Genomic DNA, 20,420 nt, shown 5'->3' with positions numbered 1-20,420 from the left:
GTCTCATTAAAGCAAAAATTTGTTTTCTAGCAAATTCTCTAAGCTCTATCATTCTTTCTTTTTGTTCTATTCCCACTCGATTGTGGCAGGCGGCTTAGATGTAACGTCTAACACAACGCGATTAATCTGACGACATTCGTTTGTGATTCGAGTAGAAATCTTTGCCAATACATCGTAAGGAACTCGCGACCAATCAGCAGTCATAGCGTCTTCCGAACTTACTGGTCGAAGCACAATCGGAGAACCGTATGTGCGTTCGTCTCCTTGAACTCCAACAGAGTGAACATCTGCCAAAAGAACAACTGGGCATTGCCAAATATCTCGATCTAATCCAGCTGCCGAAAGCTCTTCGCGCGCAATCGCATCTGCTTCTCTAAGCACAGCCAAACGCTCGCGAGTAATCTCGCCAACAATGCGAATTCCCAATCCTGGCCCTGGGAACGGCTGGCGCCAAACAATAGCGTCTGGAAGCCCAAGCTCCGTACCAATTGCGCGAACTTCATCCTTAAACAAAGTGCGCAAAGGCTCAATAAGCTTAAACTTTAAGTCCTTTGGTAAGCCGCCAACATTGTGATGCGACTTAATGTTTGCAGCACCGTCTCCGCCGCCAGACTCAACAACATCTGGGTAAAGCGTGCCTTGTACAAGGAACTTAACTTCTGCTCCAGATTTTCCAGCTTCTTCAATAACTTGACGTTGTGCTTTTTCGAATGTGCGAATAAACTTTTCGCCAATAATCTTGCGCTTGCGCTCTGGCTCGCTAACGCCTTTAAGCGCATCTAAAAAGTCGTCTTCTGCATCTACTGCAATAAGCTTGATTCCAGTTGCCTCAACAAAATCGTGCTTAACTTGCTCGACTTCGCCTTTACGAAGAAGACCATGGTCTACAAAAACGCAAGTAAGCTGATCTCCGATTGCTTTATGCACAAGAGCTGCAGCAACAGCGGAATCGACTCCTCCAGAAAGTCCGCAAATAACCTGCGCGTCTCCAACTTCTGCGCGAATCTTTGCAACTTGATCTTCAATAATATTAGAAGGATTCCAATCATTTTCCAATCCTGCGCACTCGTGCAAAAATGTGGAAATAAGCTTTTGACCTAAAGGCGTATGCTTGACTTCTGGATGCCATTGCACTCCGTAAAGCTTGCGACTTTTGTCTTGCATAGCTGCAACTGGAGCGCCTTGAGTGTGAGCAAGCACCTCGAATCCTTCTGGCGCGCTCTTAACTGCCACTCCGTGACTCATCCAAGTATTTTGATCTAATGGCGAATTTGCAAGCAATCCTTCTGCTTCATCAATAGTTGCATGCGTTTTTCCGTACTCACCCAATGCTGCTTTGTCTACAACTCCGCCAAGCTCGTGAGCCATAACTTGGAATCCGTAGCAAATTCCAAGCACTGGAACGCCCGCTTCAAAAATCTTTGTGTCAATTTTTGGCGCTCCTGGCTCATAAACGGAGGCAGGGCCGCCAGAAAGAATTATGGCTTTTGGATCTTTTGCCAGCATCTCCTCTACTGGCATAGAGTGTGGAACAAGCTCCGAATAAACGTTTGCTTCCCTCACTCTTCTAGCGATTAGCTGGGCATATTGGGCACCGAAGTCAACTACAAGTACCGGACCGTTTGCCATGATTCTCCTTATATATAAGAAACACATTTATAGGTGATTCAATTTATACTAATGGCGCTTTTAGACGTTGCGTTGTGCGAAACGCCGTAACTTAACAAATTATAAAAATTGTAAAAATAAACAACCTTTACATAACAAGAAAGTGAACATCAAACATAACATAATTGATACTTTTAAGGTGATTTTTGTTAACACTTTAACACATTTTTTCAACAAATTCGCACGTAGTAACTAATCAAACGCACAAAAGTCAAAAGCTGTTACTATACTGAAAAAGATGGAAAAAGAGGCGAATACATTTGTTTTTTGGCCTCTATAACCAAATGGTAATGATTAAAATCGCACTGAAAAGTGCTTGAGTACAGGAGTACACATGACGAGTCCTGTTATTGGCACCCCTTGGAAGAAGCTTAACGCTCCAGTTTCCGAGGCGGCCATCGAAGGCGTAGACAAGTATTGGCGCGTTGCTAATTACCTCGCTATCGGTCAGATTTATCTTCGCAGCAATCCTCTAATGAAGGAGCCATTCACTCGCGAAGATGTTAAGCATCGTCTAGTCGGCCACTGGGGTACAACTCCAGGCCTTAACTTCCTTATTGGACACATCAACCGCTTTATTGCTGATCACCAGCAGAACACAGTGATTATCATGGGTCCAGGCCACGGCGGCCCAGCTGGTACTGCTCAGTCTTATCTTGACGGTACCTACACTGAGTACTATCCAAAGATCACCAAGGACGAAGCTGGTTTGCAGAAGTTCTTCCGCCAGTTCTCTTACCCAGGCGGCATTCCTTCTCACTTCGCTCCAGAGACCCCAGGCTCCATCCACGAAGGTGGCGAGCTCGGTTACGCTCTCTCCCACGCTTACGGCGCTGTTATGAACAACCCAAGCTTGTTTGTTCCAGCAATCGTTGGCGATGGCGAAGCTGAAACTGGTCCTTTGGCTACTGGTTGGCAGTCCAACAAGCTCGTTAACCCACGTACCGATGGTATTGTGCTTCCAATCTTGCATTTGAACGGCTACAAGATCGCTAACCCAACCATTCTTTCCCGCATTTCCGACGAAGAGCTCCACGAGTTCTTCCACGGCATGGGCTACGAGCCATATGAGTTCGTTGCTGGCTTCGATGATGAGGATCACCTTTCCATTCACCGTCGCTTTGCCGATATGTTTGAAACCATCTTCGATGAGATTTGCGATATTAAGGCCGAGGCTCAAACTAACGACGTAACTCGCCCTTACTACCCAATGATTATCTTCCGCACTCCAAAGGGTTGGACTTGCCCGAAGTTCATCGACGGCAAGAAGACCGAAGGTTCTTGGCGTGCACACCAGGTTCCACTGGCTTCCGCTCGCGATACCGAAGCTCACTTCGAGGTTTTGAAGAACTGGATGAAGTCCTACAAGCCTGAAGAGCTCTTCGATGAAAAGGGTGCTGTTAAGGAAGACGTTCTTTCCTTCATGCCAAAGGGAGAACTCCGTATTGGCGAAAATCCAAACGCCAACGGTGGTCGTATTCGCGAAGATCTTAAGCTTCCAAAGCTTGAAGATTACGAAGTTAAGGAAGTTAAGGAATTCGGTCACGGCTGGGGTCAGCTCGAAGCTACCCGTCGCCTTGGTGTTTACACTCGCGACATCATTAAGAACAACCCAGATTCCTTCCGTATCTTCGGCCCAGATGAGACCGCTTCCAACCGTTTGCAGGCTGCTTACGAAGTAACCAACAAGCAGTGGGATGCTGGCTACCTTTCTGGCTTAGTCGACGAGCACATGGCTGTTACTGGCCAGGTTACCGAGCAGCTTTCCGAGCACCAGATGGAAGGCTTCCTCGAGGGCTACTTGCTCACTGGTCGTCACGGCATTTGGAGCTCTTACGAGTCCTTCGTACACGTTATCGACTCCATGTTGAACCAGCACGCAAAGTGGCTTGAGGCTACCGTTCGCGAGATCCCATGGCGTAAGCCAATCTCCTCTGTGAACTTGCTTGTATCCTCTCACGTATGGCGTCAGGATCACAACGGCTTCTCGCACCAGGATCCAGGCGTAACCTCCGTGCTCTTGAACAAGACCTTCAACAACGATCACGTAATCGGCATCTACTTCCCAGTGGATTCCAACATGTTGCTTGCTGTTGCTGAAAAGGCTTACAAGTCCACCAACATGATTAACGCCATCTTCGCTGGTAAGCAGCCAGCTGCTACTTGGTTGACTCTCGACGAAGCTCGCGAAGAGCTCGAGAAGGGTGCTGCTGAGTGGAAGTGGGCTTCCAACGCTAAGAACAATGACGAAGTTCAGGTTGTTCTTGCTGGTGTTGGCGATGTTCCACAGCAGGAATTGATGGCCGCTGCCGACAAGTTGAACAAGCTTGGCGTTAAGTTCAAGGTTGTTAACGTTGTTGACTTGCTCAAGTTGCAGTCCGCTAAGGAAAACAACGAAGCTTTGACTGACGAAGAGTTCACTGATCTCTTCACTGCCGATAAGCCAGTCCTCTTCGCTTACCACTCCTATGCACATGACGTTCGCGGCTTGATTTACGATCGTCCAAACCACGACAACTTCAACGTTCATGGCTACAAGGAGCAGGGCTCCACCACCACGCCATACGATATGGTTCGCGTGAACGACATGGATCGTTACGAGCTTACCGCTGAAGCATTGCGCATGGTTGACGCCGCTAAGTATGCCGACGAAATCAAGAAGCTCGAGGACTTCCGCCTCGAAGCCTTCCAGTATGCAGTCGACAAGGGTCTTGATCACCCAGACTACACCGATTGGGTATGGCCAGGCGTTAAGACCGACAAGCCAGGCGCTGTTACCGCAACCGCCGCAACCGCTGGCGATAACGAGTAGTTTTAAGCTATCAACGCTAAAATTGCTTAGCTGATTTTTAGGGAGTCAATCGAAAGGTTGGCTCCCTAAAAAATTAGTAGAATAAAAAAAAATTAATAATAAAACACATAAAAAATCGAAATTTCCGCTTGTTGTTTTGCAAATAGCCTTAAAATAGCTAAGGATTCTTCGTTCGATATGCAATTTTCAACGTTGAAATACGAAGAATAGCAAAAACGAAAATGCAAAGCAAAATAAAAATGCAAAGCAAAATAGAATAAACACAGACGCATCAAAGGAGAAAAGTCGTGTCGTTAGTTAACGTAACTATTATTAGCGCAGATTGCGCGCAAAGTCGCAATGTTGTAGCACTAGGAGTTACAAAAGCTCTTTCTAATCATTATTCAACAACTGTTTTTAGGCCATCCGCAAAACATGATGACGCATTTACAAGCGAATTGATAGCCGCAAGCAACACAAAACCAACGCTGGAACAAGTAATCGCAGCATGCCCATGCGCAGTTCGTAAAAACAAAGACACACTAAGAGGAGACATTGTAGCTAGTTACAACGAGCTGATTAGCGCAACAAACGCTCAAGGATGCGTTATTGTAGCAAGCGATTCTACTTCTGTATTTGACCCAGACTTATTTAGATTTGATGCATCTGTTGCAGCAGACTTAGCTTCCCCAGTGTTCTTAAGCGTTTGCGCAGAAGGCAGAGATAGTAAGCAAATCTTGCAAACAATCGAAGCACAATCCGCAAGCGTTAGCAAAGAATACACAAAAGTATTTGGCATTTTTGTAACTGATTGCAAAGAAGACTTAGCAAAAGAATTAAAAGAAGACTATGCTCAAAGCAATAATGGCACTCCACTTTGGACTTTGCCTTCTATAAGCGAATCAGAGTTTAATAAATTCAGCGATTACGTTGAAAACGAAGAAATCATTAGCGCTTTGCAACAGCCATTTGCCGCTCCTACTACCCCATACGCCTTCCAATACAGCCTGCTTGGAAAAGCTAAAGCAAATAAGAAAACAATAGTGCTCCCAGAAGGCGAAGAAGACCGCATTCTAAAAGCAGCTGATTATTTGCTAGAGCGAGACATTGTAAACCTCGTTATTGTTGGAGAACGCGAATCTATTCTTGCAAGAGCACAAGAGCTTGGATTAAAGTCTCTTAGCAAAGCAAGCTTCCAATCTATGAGCGACGAAGAGATTCTTAGCAAGATGATTAGCAAGCTTTGCGAATTGCGCGCAAAGAAAGGCATGACAGAAGATCAAGCTAGAGAGCAGCTTAAAGACGCAAGCTACTTTGGCACAATGCTAGTGGTACTTGGATTAGCAGACGGACTTGTTTCTGGCTCTGTTAACTCAACGGCAAATACAGTTCGCCCTGCTCTTCAAGTTATTAAAACTAAGCCTGGATCTAAGCTTGTTTCTGGCGCATTCATTATGTGCTTTAAGGATCATGTGGCAGTATTTGCAGATTGCGCAATCAACCTTAATCCAGATGCGCAGCAGCTTGCAGATATTGCGCTTCAATCCGCACAAACTGCTAAAGCTTTTGGCTTAGATCCTAAAGTTGGAATGCTATCTTACTCCACTCTTGGATCTGGAAAAGGCCCAGACGTTGATCTTGTAGAAGAAGCAACAAAGATTGTAAAAGAAAGCGACCCAGACTTAAAGGTCGTTGGATCTATTCAATTTGACGCTGCGTGGTCCGAAACTGTTGCTGCATCCAAAGCTAAAGGCAATGATGTTGCAGGCCACGTAAATGTGTTTGTGTTCCCAGACTTATGCGCTGGAAACATTGGATACAAGGCCGTTCAGCGCTCCAGCGGCGCGTTAGCTGTTGGACCAATCCTGCAAGGACTAAACAAGCCTGTTAACGACTTGTCTAGAGGCGCATTGGTTCAAGATATTATTAACACTGTTGCTCTTACAGCTTTGGAAGCGCAGTTCTAATAATCGCAAGCAATAATCGCAAGCAATAATTTAATAATCGCAAGTTCTTACAATGATTTGCAAATGTAATAATAAGTAAATACAAAAGCATTTATTAGCATTCATTGTAGGAACTTGCATGTACACTTAAACGTGGCAATTTACTAGCCTTATCAACACTTTATGGAGGATGCCCTCATGGCAAAAACCGTTCTTGTTATCAATTCTGGTTCTAGTTCTATTAAGTACCAGCTCGTCGATTTGGAAAGCGGCGAAGGCATTGCATCTGGTATTGTAGAAAAAATTGGCGAGCCAGTTGACGGACACTACAAGCACGTATTCAATGGCGAAAAGCATGAGTTTGACGAGCCAGTGCACGATCACGAGCAAGGCTTAAAGCGCGTACTCGGCTTCTTCGAGGAATATGGTCCAAATCTTTCTAAGTCTGGAATCGTAGCTGTTGGACACCGCGTTGTTCAGGGTGGCTTAACATTCCCTAAGCCTGCATTAGTGAACAAAAAGACCATTAATAAGGTGAAGGATTTGGCTGTTTTGGCTCCACTTCACAACGGTCCTGAGGCTGTTGGCGCTGAAGTCATGACTGAACTTTTGCCAGATGTTCCACAGATTATGGTGTTTGACTCTTCGTTCTTCCACGATTTGCCACAGGTTGCTGCGACTTACGCATTGAACAAAGATATTGCAAACCAGTACCACATTCGTCGCTATGGCGCTCACGGCACTTCCCACGAGTACATTGGCTCTGTAGTTCCAAGCGTTGTTGGAAAGCCTGCAGAAGGCTTGAAGCAGATTGTTTTGCACATTGGAAACGGCGCTTCTGCTTCCGCTCAGATTTCTGGCAAGCCAGTTGAAACTTCTATGGGCTTAACGCCTCTCGAAGGTTTAATGATGGGCGGCCGCACTGGAGATATTGACCCAGCTGTAGTCTTCCACCTTATTCGCAACGCTCACATGAACGTAGACGAGCTTGATACGCTCTTTAACAAGCGTTCTGGCATGATGGGCATGACTGGCCACGGCGATTTGCGCGATATTCATAAGCTCATCGCAGAGGGCGACGAAGACGCTAAGCTTGCTCTTGGCGTGTACGTTCACCGCATTGTTGGCTACATTGGCAACTACACAGCTCAAATGGGCGGCGTGGACGTAATCACATTCACCGCTGGCGTTGGCGAAAACGACGAGATTGTTCGCGCTCGCGTATGCGAAAAGCTTGCTCCATTCGGCGTTAAGCTCGATAAAGAGAAGAACTTGGTTCGTTCTAAGGAGCCACGCATTATTTCCACTCCAGATAGCTCTGTGATTATTGCTGTAATCCCAACTAACGAAGAGTTGGCAATCGCTCGAAAGTCTGCACAAATCGCAGAAGCTGGAGTCGATTCTTACGGCAACAAGTTTGAGCGCTAAATCGTAGTGTAAAACAACGTAACGTAAAAACGTAACACATAAATAATCCCGAGTTAAAAAAACTCGGGATTATTTGTTATTTAAGCTCACTATTTAGTCTCACTATTTAAGCTCACTATTCAAGCATCTTATTCCACATACCAGGAAAATCAGGGATTGTTTTGCGCGTAGTGGCAATATTTTTTACTCTTATATTAGATATACGAAGACCTAACATTGATGCAAAAGTTGCCATTCTGTGATCCGCATAAGTCTCCATCACTTCCCCATGCATATTTTTGCTAGGAATAATACGAATTCCATCATCTAGCTCATCAGCGCCTATTCCAACGCGATTTAGTTCCGTAACTATTGCACTCAAGCGATTCGTTTCGTGGCCTCTTAAATGCGCAATACCGTGCAACTCGCTTACACCATCTGCAAGCGCAAGAATCGCAGCAATACTCGGCGCAACCTCGCCAGCAGCAGCCAAATCAAGCGACTTAATTGCGTGAATTTTGCCACTACCAGTTACGCACAATGTTGAAGAATCCGCAGCCGAATGCTCAAAAACAATTTCTGCGCCCATTTGCTCTAGAATCCCAGGCAACAATCCCCCAGGCTGAGTTGTTTTAAGCGGCCAATTAGGGATTTTAACGCATCCGCCAGCAATCAACGCTGCTCCAATAAAAGGCGCTGCATTAGAAAGATCTGGCTCTACAACAACTTCATCTGGCAAAGTCAAATCATGCTCTTTAATACGCCATACTCCGCTTTCTGGCATATCTACTACTCCGCCAGCTTTGCGCACGTCTTCCATTGTCATTTGAATATGAGGCATACTAGGCAATTTGCTTCCAATATGCTCTATTTGTAATCCTCCTGGAATTCGAGATGCAATTAGCAGAAGCGCAGATATAAATTGAGACGACGACGAAGAGTCAATGCGAATAACGCGATTATTGCAAGAATTTTGCGCACAATTTACACCATATGATTCAAGATTTTTGGGCGGAATAACGCTAAATGGTAAGAATCCGACTTTTCCGTGATATACGATTTTTGCGCCTAGCTGTTCCAATCCATCTAGAACAGGCTTCATTGGACGAGCATACGCTTGCTCATCTCCATCAAATTTCACACAATTATTTGCAAACAGCGCTAAAGCTGTTACAAAACGCATAACTGTTCCAGCCAAGCCACAATTAACAACCGCACAATCATCTACGCTAAAAACGCCATTTTTGGGCGGAATAACACAAACTGCTGTGCCGTCGCGGCTTAGCGAATCGCATTTAACTCCAAATACGCTTAGCGCGTTAATCATAAGTTCCGTATCTCTTGATCTCAGCAATCCCTTTAGAACAACTGGCTTTTTACCAAGAGCTGCCAAAATCAAGTATCGATTAGATAACGACTTGCTTCCAGGAATATTCACTGTTGCATTCAAAGGAGTATTGCATGATGGAGCTTGCCAAACATCATCATGATTATAAGTATTCATTATTCCGCTCATATTATGAATACTATCTATAAATATGTACGCATTGTAATTTTCACAATGCTTTACATATGAATAAACGCATTATGCCAATATCCTGTTTGTATTGAAGCATATAAAGCAATAGTAGGAACAGCAATGCAAATTGCATAAAATATCCAATCGTATGCTGTTAACTTCGATTTTCGTGCTGGAACACGTTTAATATTACTTCCAAAAGCCCTAGCTTCCATAGCTGTAGCAAGTTTAGTGCCTCTGCGAATAGATAACACGAGCAAACCAAAAGATTGCGAAAGCATACGCTGCAACGCTTTACCATCCGATATACCACGAGACCTTCGAGCTAAACCAAAAGCACGCCAATCATTTTGCAATAGACTAAACATTCTCAATCCAGCTAATGCTCCGTACACAAATCGTGGAGAAAAATGCAAAATCTGCACTAATCCGTCTGCTAAATCAGTTGGATCTAATCCAATGGCTAATATAACGCCTGGAACTGCTACAGATGCAACACGAACAAACGTACAAATTGCCAAATACAATGATCCTTGGCTTATATGCATCCAGCCAAACTTAAATATATCATCTCCAGAACTTTGACCATATAAAAGAACCGATATAAAACTACCCGAAGCAGCAATCCAAACTGGCCAAGTATGGCGTAAAACATACCAAGGAGTTACTCCAGCAATTGCAAATAACAGTATATCTAAACCGAATGCAATAGAAGCTGAAACAATATCTAATGTAACAAACATAGGTAAGCAAAGTAGCAGCGCTCCAATAAAACGGCTTATTGGATTGAGCCTACGAATAAACCAAGAAGGCGAAACTAGTCGTTCACTTTCTAAACGTTTAGAAGATGCAGTTACATCAATATGCGAAACTTTTAATAAATTTTCAAAGTCTTTAACTTGGATTCTAGACGATTCTTCTACACTACTAGTTTTATTCACTTCTACTCATTCCCTTCACTATAGTTATGAGCGGATCCTGCGATTTTTCGTGACTCAACTCTTATTACTCTGGCATCTAAAGACTTTACAAGCTCATCATCGTGAGTAACAACAATCACCGCTGAGCCACTATCGCGTATTTGCGCAATAAGTTTCACCATTGCTGTCCAAGTTTTAAAATCTTGTCCAAAAGTAGGCTCATCCATAATAACAACGCGTGGAGCAGCAGCTAAAAGCGTAGCTACAGAAAGTCTACGTTTTTCTCCTCCAGATAATGTATAAGGATTAGCAAGAGCAAAACGCTTCAAATCCATACGTTCAAGCATGCTATCGGCAATATCGTAAGATTCCTTTTCGCTTTTTCCTTGCTTTTTAGGCCCTACAGCAACTTCGTCTCTTACAGACGATGTTATGAATTGATGTTCTGGCTCCTGAAACACCATGCCAACTCGCCCTAGTAATTCTTGACTTTTCCAAGTAAAAAGATCATTTTTACGTCGTTTTGGCACATACTTTTCCATCATGCACACGCTGCCAGCAATCGGCTTTAATAAGCCTGCAAGCGTTAACGCTAATGTGGTTTTACCAGCACCATTAGGTCCCATTAAAGCCGTTACTTCGCCAAAACGAAAAGCTACATTAACATGTTCCGATAGTGTCAGAGTTCTTCCAAAAGAGCAATCATTCGTATAGAGCGCAACAGATTCTTCCGTATCTTTGATCTCGTCTTTTATTTCGTCTTTGATCTCGTCATAGCAATGTTTAGGAGCAAAAGATTTAACTGTTCTTCCTGGAACCCAAGCACCACCTTTTGCAAGCATATCGCCATACTTTTCAAAAACATCCTCAGGCTTACCGTCTGCAATAACGCATCCTACATTTGAATCATTATTATTTTCATCTTTTCCAATAACAATAACTCTATCAATCAAATCCAGCCACACGTCAATATGATGTTCAACTACAATCATTGTAGAGCCTGTTTTTTTAAGAATATTCGCTACAGCATCATGAACTTGCTGAACACCTTTAGGATCTAGATTAGCTGTAGGCTCATCTAAAAGAAGCAATCCAGGATGCATTGCAAGCACTCCTGCTAAAGCAAGACGTTGCCTTTGACCTCCCGATAAAGATTGTGTTGAGCGTCTAAGACCCTGACTTCCTTGAGTAATATTGTCTAAGCCAACAGCTTTTATTGAAAGCTTTACGCGATTCCAAGTCTCTTCGCTGTTAACTCCAAGATTCTCACTTCCAAAAGCTACATCGTCGCCTACTCTTTCAAGAATGATTTGAGAATCTGGGTCTTGCATAACAAGTCCAACTTTTCCGCGAGCATCTCTAGCATGAACACCACCGACTAGAAGGCTACCTTCTTCCATACCTTCTGTTTCGTCACCTAAAACACCTGCTAAACCAGCCATAAATGTGCTTTTCCCAGCGCCAGAAGCGCCTAAAAGCAACACATGCTCACCAGGCTTAATATCAATATTTACATTCCTCAACACAAAATCTTTGCGAGTAGCGTGTCTCCAACCCCAGTCTTTAGCAACTACGCTCGCTGGAGTCCATTCAGTCTTATTCACAAATTGCATACAAACAAACTTTCATTGCATAGCAAAATTTTCATTGCATAGCAAAATCTAAAATATAAAAATTGCATAACACAATTTCAAAAAATATAAAGTAAAACAAATACGAAATATAAGCATCATACGAGTAAACTACCGTGTTTTTGCATTTTGCGCATTAAACACGATAGTTTACAAGTTGCAATTAGTACTTAGATATAACTCACACTAATGCTTGAGGACGGCCTGATTCAAAACGATCAAGCACACCCGTTGCAGCTAATGCCTTTTGAACAAACCACACTACAACGCCTGCAACAATAAGACCAGAAATAATAGAAGTAATGAGATTTGCAACAATATATTGAGCGCTCCAGCCTTGACCGCCACTAACCCAATTGTAGATAAAGCAAGCTACGCCTGCTAACGATCCAGATATTGCAGTGGAAAGCAGATTCCATGTTTTGTACATAAAGAAAATGAATGCAAGTTCAGCGCCAACGCCTTGAATAATACCGACGATTAACGATCCGCCAACACCCCATTGATTTCCTAACATAAGTTCCACAAAAGCAGCAAGCGTTTCGGCAAACAATGCAGCACCAGGCTTACGCACGATTATTGCAGCTAAAGGTCCAGCAAAAAGCCAAAAACCATTAGATAAACCTTCAGCACCAGGCAATAAGCTTGCAAAAAGATTAGTAGGAGCTGCGCACACAATATCCCAAGCCCAGAATAATACGCCAGATGCAACAGCGATAATAGCAGCTATGACGATATCAAGAATACGCCAGCGATTAGAATGTTCCATTGAAACATTAGTCATAATAAGTGCCTTTCTTCAATATTGAAAGATTTGGGCACGGGAAAAGAGCGACATCCGTTGCTAACATTACTTAGCACACGTTCAATCGGTCGAAGCTTTCGCTTCCTCTCAGCCAAAACGGCTCCCGAGTCAAATATTTATAATCACAGTGTAAGAATCTAACACAAATAATGCACCAAAAACTCACCTATACAAGAATACACATAGAGTGCTTTTTTGTATAGTAGATGTTCAAAAAACAAGCAGATATAAAAAAGTCGGGGTGACAGGATTCGAACCTGCGACATCCTGCTCCCAAAGCAGGCGCGCTACCAAACTGCGCTACACCCCGATGCTTTCTAGCTGATTACCAGCTCCAAGCACAATCAAATACAATAGCGCACATTGCAGACAAACGCAAATTTGCAACACGCGCGATAGAATAGAACAAGCATTGAAAAATAGGAAACGGATTTTAGAGGTTCATATGGGGCGTTTTCAACGTGCAGAAGCAGCTGGATTAATCGCTTTTCTAGCGTGCGCATTATTTGGCATGATTGTAATGTCTATATACATAAACACAATGCCAGCAATATGGCAAGTTACACAACGCTTGTTTACAATGGCATCTGGAGTGGTGGCCGCTTGCAGCATGTGCACTTTTGTAGTCGGATATTTAAGAACGCACAAAGGAATACTTAAAAAGAATTGGTTGCAAATTGCAAAACACGCTTTTGAAATAATCGCTCTTTCTACGATTTATGGCGCAACAATGCTACTTATGTCTTTTGCTCTTCTTTCTATAATCAACAGCATTATTGGAAGAAGTGCCGTAAACAATTATCTTCCTGTTCTTTGTTGCGCATTAAGCGGAATTGTTGGATATGCAACTCTTGTACAAGCAGAACTTTTAGAAGCAAAAACCGTTGCTTCACTTCTTCCACTATTTGTGATTTCTGGAGCTGCAACTGCTGGATTAACTTCCGACGACCCGTATTGGTACAACAATAACTTCTCTCAACTAGGAGACAGAACAACGTTTGCAGCAAGCATGTTTAATGCAACGCTAATTCTAGCTGGAATATGCATTATTATTACAAGCTACTTTGCTATAACCGAGTTTGTTGCAACACAGCACGAAATCTTGCAAAATAAGGGCACTAACACTACAAAGCATTTTAAAACTCGAACAACTATTATGGCAGCTTTGCTAATTCTTGGAGGAATAGCGTTTATTGGGATTGGAACGTTCCGCTACACTCCTCACCCAGTTATACACGATTTATGCGCTAGAGGCGTTACTGGTCTTATTTGCACAATGCTTATATGCCTTCCATGGCTTGCTCCTAGGCTTTCTAAAACATTCTACGTTGCTTCGGATTTAGCTGTTATTCTTACTGCTTGGGTTGGAAACCAATGGGTTCATGGTAATAACACTTTAACAAATGTAGAAGCTTTGTCTTGTTTACTATTTTTAGGGTGGATAATAGTGTTTTCAAGACAAGTCGCAGCTATGCAAAGCGACCGTTTAAGGTCTTAAGTCAAATCTTAAATAATGCATTAAATCAAGATATTAAATCAAGATATTAAATCAAGATATTAAATCAAGATATTAAAAATGTGACCTACAACCAGCTAAAATCAGCAAAATCGTAGGTCACAATTAATTAATTTGCTTATTTCTTGCTTATTATTCTTGCTTCTCACTCATAAGAAGAAGGAAGCTTCTAGATTGAGCAACAATATTAAAACCAGATTCGTAATGCAATTGCGGACCTTTTGGATTATGAGTGTCTACAACAAGAGTCCACTTTTCGCCATAACGCTTATCTGGCAAAGTGAAAGTTATAGGCTCGTAATGCGCGTTGAAAATAAGAATAAAGTCGTTATCGACCATTCTGCTTCCGTACCAATCGGTTTCTGGAATATCTGAACCATTCAAATAAATCATCACCGAAAGCGCATGAGTATTACTCCAAGCTTCCATATCCATTACGGAACCCGTGTGATCAAACCACTCTACTTGCGGAATCTCTGAAGCATCATCCGAAGGCATACGACCAATAAAGAACCTACGCCTATGCAAAACAGGGTGATCTAGTCTTAAATGAATAAGCTTAGAAACAAAGTCAAACATATCTTTTTGAGTGGAATCAAAATCCCAATTAATCCAAGAAATAGCATTATCTTGGCAATATGCGTTGTTGTTTCCATTTTGAGTACGCATAATCTCGTCTCCAGCGCAAATCATAGGAATGCCCTGGCTCATTAGCAAAGTGGAGAAAAGATTTCGCATTTGGCGCTGACGAAGTTCGTTAACATCGTGAATATTTGTAGGGCCTTCTACTCCGCAATTCCACGAACGATTGTCGTTAGCACCGTCGTTATTGCCTTCCTTATTTGCTTCATTATGCTTTTCGTTATAGCTCACCAAATCGTTCATAGTAAAACCATCGTGAGCAGTAATAAAGTTTACGGAAGCTACAGGCTTACGACCATTTTGCTCATATAAATCGGAGCTTCCCATAAGTCGGCTTGCAAACTCAGGCAAAGTCGAAGGCTGCGAGCGCCAAAAATCGCGTACGCAATCGCGGTAGCGGCCATTCCACTCGGACCAGCTTGGAGGGAATCCGCCAACTTGGTATCCGCCAACGCCAATATCCCAAGGCTCTGCAATAAGCTTTACGCTAGAGATAATAGGGTCTTGCTCAATAATGTCGAAGAATGCAGAAAGCTTATCTACTTCTTGGAATTGACGAGCAAGCGTTGCAGCTAAGTCGAATCTAAATCCGTCTACGTGCATTTCGGTTACCCAATATCGCAAGCTATCTGTGATTAATCGCAAGGCTTTAGGAGATCGCATAAGAAGCGAGTTTCCTGTGCCAGTAGTGTCAAAATAATGACGCTGATCGTTGTCTACTAAGCGATAGTAAGCACGATTGTCGATTCCCCTAAAGCTTAATGTTGGACCTCTATCGTTTCCTTCTGCAGTGTGATTGTAAACAACGTCTAGAATAACTTCCATTCCTGCGGCATGATATGCCTTAACCATTGCCTTAAACTCGTTTACTTGCTCGCCGCGCTGACCAGAGCTTGAATACGAGTTTTGAGGAGCAAAGAAGCCAATCGTGTTATATCCCCAATAGTTGCTTAAGCCTTTATTCTGCAAGAAAGAATCGTTTACAAATTGATGAATAGGCATAAGCTCAATGGCAGTAATTCCAAGCTTTTTTAAGTAAGATATTACGCTTGGATGAGCTAATCCAGCATACGTTCCGCGTATTTCGGGAGGAACATTACGATTTAGATTCGTCATTCCTCTAACATGAGCTTCGTAAATCACGCTATCGTGATACGGAATCATTGGGTGCTGGTCGTTCCCCCAATCAAAATATGGGTTTATAACAGCAGCTTTCATAGTGTGATCTGCAGAATCCAAAGTGTTCATTGCTGCTAAATCATCTGGATTTGCAAACCAATAAGAAAACAGGCTCTCGTCGCCGTCAATATTTCCCTCAATCGCTTTAGCATATGGATCTAAAAGCAGCTTGTTTGGATTACACCACAATCCATGATTTGGATCATACGGACCGTGAACTCTATAGCCGTATCTTTGGCCTGGCTGTATTCCAGATATGTAAGTATGCCAAACGTAAGAATTCTGCTCAGTCATATCGATGCGCGTTTCGTTGTCTTGCTCATCAAACAAGCACAACTCAACATGCTTTGCTACTTCGGAAAACAATGCGAAGTTTACGCCCGCGCCATCGTAGGTAGCTCCAAGCGGATACATAGAACCTGGTCTAATTTGCATAATTCAAGTATTGCATATATTTATATAGTTTTCATCAATACATAAGGCGATTCTTAAAAAAGATTAAACTTTTGCATAATGCAAGCTTTTTTAGAAAATAAAAAAATCCTTTATTAAACAGTATGATTTTTCCCTAGATTAAAGGCAACACGCCGAAGTATAGCCTTTAACCACATTGCTCTAAAAAGCTAGAAAAAAGATTTTGAGCTTGATGAAATTGCATCATGATAAACGAGCAAAACATGATATTAGATATATCGCAAGAAGATATACAACAAGAAAATATACAACAAGAAGAGCTGCTAAGCTGCGTAGCAAAAGTCGAAGAACAACTATGCGACTTTTCAATACCAAATAAAACAATAGGCAGCCTTGGCGAAGAATACACGTCACTAAAACTAATGCTTAAAAATTGGATTTTGCTAGATAGAAATTGGCATAGTCGTTTTGGAGAGCTTGATGTTGTAATGATGAACACAGAAGGAATAATCGTATTTATTGAAGTAAAAACACGACGAAGCATAAGATTTGGTACCCCTTTAGAAGCAGTAACAGAAGAAAAACGCATAAAAACGCATAAAGCTGCATTCAATTGGCTAGAAAATCACAAAATGTTTAAGCATAGAAGAATACGATTCGACGTTGTATCAATCCTTATTTCCAAAAACAAAAACATTCAAATACACCACATTTTAGGAGCATTCTAATGATTATTGGCAACGCATTATCTGTAGGACTACTTGGGTTAAAGGCCTTTACAATACAGTTGCAAGCATTTATATCTAGCGGACTGCCTGGATTCTCAATTATTGGCCTTCCCGATACTTCTTTAAGCGAAGCAAGAGAACGAGTTAAATCGGCATATATGTCTTTGCGATGCGACTGGCCAGACACAAGGCTAACAGTAAATCTTTCTCCTGCTTCTATGCCAAAAAGTGGAGCATCTTACGACCTTGCAATCGCAGCAAGCATACTAAGCGCCAGAGGAATTATTCCACTTAGCGAGCTAGAAAACACTATTATTTTAGGCGAGCTTAATTTAGACGGATCCGTTTTACCAATTCAAGGAATGCTGCCAATCGCACTATACGCTAAGCAAAAAAATATTACAAAAATGATTATTCCATACGGAAATCTTGAAGAAGCAAAGCTAGTAAATGGGATTGAAGCAATTGGGATTAAGCATATTTTGGATTTAGTAGACGAGCTAAATGGAAAATTAGAAGACGAAGCTAGGCCGATTGCCGAAAAGAACAGAGAACGCGCACTAAATGCTATTAACAAGTACGACCACATTAGAGTAGAAGAAAGAGAAAAAGCTGGCGATTTGCACAATGCTAATAGCAACGCAATTAAATGCCCGAGCAAAAACATCGCAGATAGCGTTGAGCCTGTAAATAACGATAAACCATTAAACGAAATTGGTGATATGTCGGAAGTATTAGGCCAAGAGCACACAAAGTGGGCTTTGCAAGTGGCGGCAGCTGGAGGACACCATGTTATGATGATAGGACCTCCTGGGTCTGGAAAAACAATGCTAGCTTCTAGAATGCCAAGCATAATGTGCCCTCTTAACGAGCGAGAGCAGCTAGAAGTGGCATCTATTAGGTCGCTTTGCGGAACACTTCCCTACTACGGAATAACGGACGTTCCGCCTTTTGAAGCACCTCATCACACTTCTTCCGCAGCATCTCTTATAGGAGGCGGCGCAGGTTTAGCCAAGCCTGGAATCATAACTCGCGCGCATTGTGGAGTTTTATTTATGGACGAAGCTCCAGAATTTTCGCCACGAGTTTTGCAAACGCTTAGAGAGCCATTGGAATCTGGGCATATTGCTGTTTCTAGATCTAAAGGAACAACGCTGTATCCTGCTAAATTCCAACTCGTTATAGCAGCAAACCCGTGCCCATGCGGATATGCGTACGGAAACGGAGAGCGATGCACTTGCAAAGAGAAGGAACGCATACGCTATTTTTCTAGACTTTCTGGACCAATTTTAGACAGGATTGATATTCAAATGGATGTGCCACCAGTAGAAAAAATCATAACCAGAAAAGCCATGTTAGAAAACGGCGCAAGTCAAATGTCGGAAAAGATTTTGACTAGCGCAATGATGCGTGAAAATGTAAAGAACGCAAGACTTGTTGCACAAGATCGTTTTAAGAAACTTGGTTGGAGTTGCAACGCTCAAGCTTCTGGAACGTGGCTTAGAAAATACACATCTCAAAAAGCGATTGAGCTTATAAATAAGTCTCTTGAAAACCACAAGTTGAGTTTACGCGGCGCAGATAGAGCACTTAGACTTGCTTGGACTTTGGCAGATCTTTGTGGTCACACTTGCCCAGATTTAACCGATATGGCTCAAGCAATTAGCTTAAGGACAAGAATATGATTAGTACAAATAATGCAAATAATGCAAATGCTGTAAATATGACCAATGCAGCAAATATAACAAACACGCAAACAAGTGATATTTATGCAATAAATGACGATACTTTAGCGCGAGCAATACTAACGTTTTGTGTAGATGGAGCAGACGCAATAATGTACACGCTTACTATAGGAACTGTTAATGCTGCAAGCATTGTAGATGCGCTATATTCTATTTGCGAATCAATCACTAAAAACACAAGCAAAATAAGCAATAAACAATTAGAGCTTGATTTTCCAACAAATAGTCATCAAAAAGATTCGAGCGAAAATAAACAGCAAGAATGCAATACCGATTCAAGCACAAACGATTTAGACAATGTTCTTACAAACATTGTAAAAAATCACCCACAAATCAAAGTTTTAGAAAAATGCTTTTTGGAAGGTCTTAAAATTTGGGGCGGTAAAAGTGCAAACAATAAAAACGAAGTAAATAATTTTGCTGTATTGCATAAATCTGTTAAAAAATGGTGTTTAAGAATGCAAGATCTACCTTTTTGGGATGCAAACAAACTCAAAAAATGGTTTAGCTCAAGCGGATCGCAATGGATTATATCTCCAAAAAGCAAGTATTGGCCTAAACAATTACAAGATTTAGCAACAAAATGCAAGGTCGCTCCCCCACTTTGCTTATGGGGAATTGGAGACCCAAACGCTCTTATTCAATGCAAACAACCACTTGCAATCGTTGGATCTAGAGGATGCAATGACTACGGGTACGAACTTAGCTTTACTTTCGCAAAATCGTGCGCTAAAAAAGGGCACACAATTGTTTCTGGCGGAGCTTACGGAATTGACGCTGCAGCACATTGGGGAACATTAGACGCATTGGATTGCCACGCAATAAACGCAAGTCCTGTAGGTAAAACAATAGTCGTTTTTGCTGGAGGACTAAACAATATGGGTCCAAGCAGCAATGCTCAACTTTTTAACGCAATACTTGCAAGCGGAGGCGCATGCATAAGCGAGCTTTGCCCCGAAACTATTCCAGAAGCACGCAGATTCTTGCTAAGAAACCGCCTTATTGCAGCACTTGCCAGCAAAGTCATAGTTTCTCAAGCTAGATTAAGGTCGGGAGCATTAAACACAGCAAATTGGGCATTGGAACTAAACCGAGAATTGTATGCTGTTCCTGGAGATGTAACTTTGCCAAATAATGCTGGATGCAACATGCTTATTCATGACGGAAAAGCTATGATGATATGCTCACACAGAGATATAGAAGACATCTACCCTAATTCACATCATTATTTGCCACATTCACTAAGTAATAACGAAAGTATTCCAGACACTTGCAATGATTTACAAAAGCTTATATTAAAAGCGATTCACAAATGCAAGCACAACAAAGTATGTGCAAATATAGACAATATTCATGAAGCTATTGCAAAATCAGAAACAAATGGCGATTTTTCAATATCGCAAATATCAGGAGAGCTTGCGATTCTTGAGCTAGATGGATTAATCAAAAGTCAAAATGGCGTTTTTAGCATAAATCGAAAAAAGACTTAAGTCTTAAATAAAAGTCTTA

At 42.2% G+C, this 20,420-nt stretch carries 13 protein-coding genes, 1 tRNA gene and 1 pseudogene; 8 read left to right on the top strand and 7 right to left on the bottom strand.

Annotated features, from left to right (window positions below; all coding sequences use genetic code 11):
* Positions 1–66: 66 nt before the first annotated feature.
* Positions 67–1,629 carry a glutamine-hydrolyzing GMP synthase gene (gene guaA, locus HXT23_RS01635; protein WP_016831849.1) on the bottom strand — a complete coding sequence of 521 codons (1,563 nt, stop codon included), beginning with the start codon at positions 1,627–1,629 and terminating at the stop codon, positions 67–69.
* Between the two features lie 373 nt (positions 1,630–2,002).
* Between guaA and HXT23_RS01630 the strand changes: the two genes are divergently transcribed.
* The 3 genes from HXT23_RS01630 (at position 2,003) to HXT23_RS01620 (ending at position 7,833) form a co-directional block, all read left to right on the top strand.
* On the top strand, positions 2,003–4,480 hold the full coding sequence (locus HXT23_RS01630) for a phosphoketolase (protein WP_004112522.1): 2,478 nt from the start codon (positions 2,003–2,005) through the stop codon (positions 4,478–4,480).
* A gap of 287 nt (positions 4,481–4,767) precedes the next feature.
* Positions 4,768–6,426, top strand: a complete 1,659-nt coding sequence (gene pta / locus HXT23_RS01625; RefSeq protein ID WP_422112974.1) for a phosphate acetyltransferase — start codon at positions 4,768–4,770, stop codon at positions 6,424–6,426.
* Between the two features lie 177 nt (positions 6,427–6,603).
* Complete coding sequence (locus tag HXT23_RS01620; protein ID WP_004574964.1) at positions 6,604–7,833, top strand: acetate/propionate family kinase; 1,230 nt, start codon at positions 6,604–6,606, stop codon at positions 7,831–7,833.
* Between the two features lie 115 nt (positions 7,834–7,948).
* Here HXT23_RS01620 and aroA read toward each other — a convergent pair whose 3' ends face one another.
* The 5 genes from aroA to HXT23_RS01595 all read right to left on the bottom strand — a co-directional run bounded on the left by aroA (position 7,949) and on the right by HXT23_RS01595 (position 12,997).
* Entirely contained in the window at positions 7,949–9,316 is a 1,368-nt protein-coding gene (gene aroA / locus HXT23_RS01615) for a 3-phosphoshikimate 1-carboxyvinyltransferase (protein WP_422112973.1), read from the bottom strand.
* Between the two features lie 62 nt (positions 9,317–9,378).
* Entirely contained in the window at positions 9,379–10,272 is an 894-nt protein-coding gene (locus tag HXT23_RS01610) for an energy-coupling factor transporter transmembrane component T family protein (RefSeq protein WP_032815803.1), read from the bottom strand.
* 2 nt (positions 10,273–10,274) lie between these two features.
* Complete coding sequence (locus HXT23_RS01605; RefSeq protein WP_116438550.1) at positions 10,275–11,864, bottom strand: ABC transporter ATP-binding protein; 1,590 nt, start codon at positions 11,862–11,864, stop codon at positions 10,275–10,277.
* 199 nt (positions 11,865–12,063) lie between these two features.
* Positions 12,064–12,666, bottom strand: coding sequence for an ECF transporter S component (locus HXT23_RS01600; protein ID WP_016635674.1), 603 nt, complete (start codon positions 12,664–12,666; stop codon positions 12,064–12,066).
* Positions 12,667–12,923: 257 nt separating this feature from the next.
* Positions 12,924–12,997: transfer RNA gene (locus tag HXT23_RS01595), tRNA-Pro, on the bottom strand.
* 135 nt (positions 12,998–13,132) lie between these two features.
* Here HXT23_RS01595 and HXT23_RS01590 point away from each other — a divergent pair.
* Positions 13,133–14,185, top strand: coding sequence for an ABC transporter permease (locus tag HXT23_RS01590; protein WP_422112972.1), 1,053 nt, complete (start codon positions 13,133–13,135; stop codon positions 14,183–14,185).
* A gap of 150 nt (positions 14,186–14,335) precedes the next feature.
* Here HXT23_RS01590 and glgX read toward each other — a convergent pair whose 3' ends face one another.
* A complete protein-coding gene (gene glgX, locus HXT23_RS01585) occupies positions 14,336–16,459 on the bottom strand; it encodes a glycogen debranching protein GlgX (protein ID WP_016786800.1) in 2,124 nt (707 codons plus the stop codon).
* Between the two features lie 224 nt (positions 16,460–16,683).
* On the opposite strand from glgX, the gene HXT23_RS01580 reads away from it, so the two are divergent.
* The 4 genes and pseudogenes from HXT23_RS01580 (at position 16,684) to HXT23_RS01565 (ending at position 20,401) form a co-directional block, all read left to right on the top strand.
* The gene (locus HXT23_RS01580; RefSeq protein WP_162862688.1) at positions 16,684–17,166 is read left to right on the top strand and encodes a YraN family protein; all 483 of its coding nucleotides are present in this window, start codon (positions 16,684–16,686) and stop codon (positions 17,164–17,166) included.
* A pseudogene (locus HXT23_RS01575) lies at positions 17,166–18,503 on the top strand (YifB family Mg chelatase-like AAA ATPase); the annotation flags it as partial. The gene HXT23_RS01580 and the pseudogene HXT23_RS01575, both read left to right, overlap by 1 nt.
* Positions 18,477–18,851, top strand: a complete 375-nt coding sequence (locus HXT23_RS01570) for a hypothetical protein (RefSeq protein ID WP_410294374.1) — start codon at positions 18,477–18,479, stop codon at positions 18,849–18,851. The pseudogene HXT23_RS01575 and the gene HXT23_RS01570, both read left to right, overlap by 27 nt.
* Entirely contained in the window at positions 18,848–20,401 is a 1,554-nt protein-coding gene (locus HXT23_RS01565; RefSeq protein WP_115757217.1) for a DNA-processing protein DprA, read from the top strand. The genes HXT23_RS01570 and HXT23_RS01565 overlap by 4 nt, the downstream gene beginning before the upstream one ends.
* Positions 20,402–20,420 lie beyond the last annotated feature (19 nt).

The sequence above is a fragment of the Gardnerella sp. DNF00257 genome, from assembly GCF_049262745.1.
Lineage (GTDB): Bacteria > Actinomycetota > Actinomycetes > Actinomycetales > Bifidobacteriaceae > Bifidobacterium > Bifidobacterium piotii.
The sequence above is the reverse complement of the archived record's forward strand: the minus strand, read 5'-3'. Positions and strand labels throughout refer to the sequence as shown.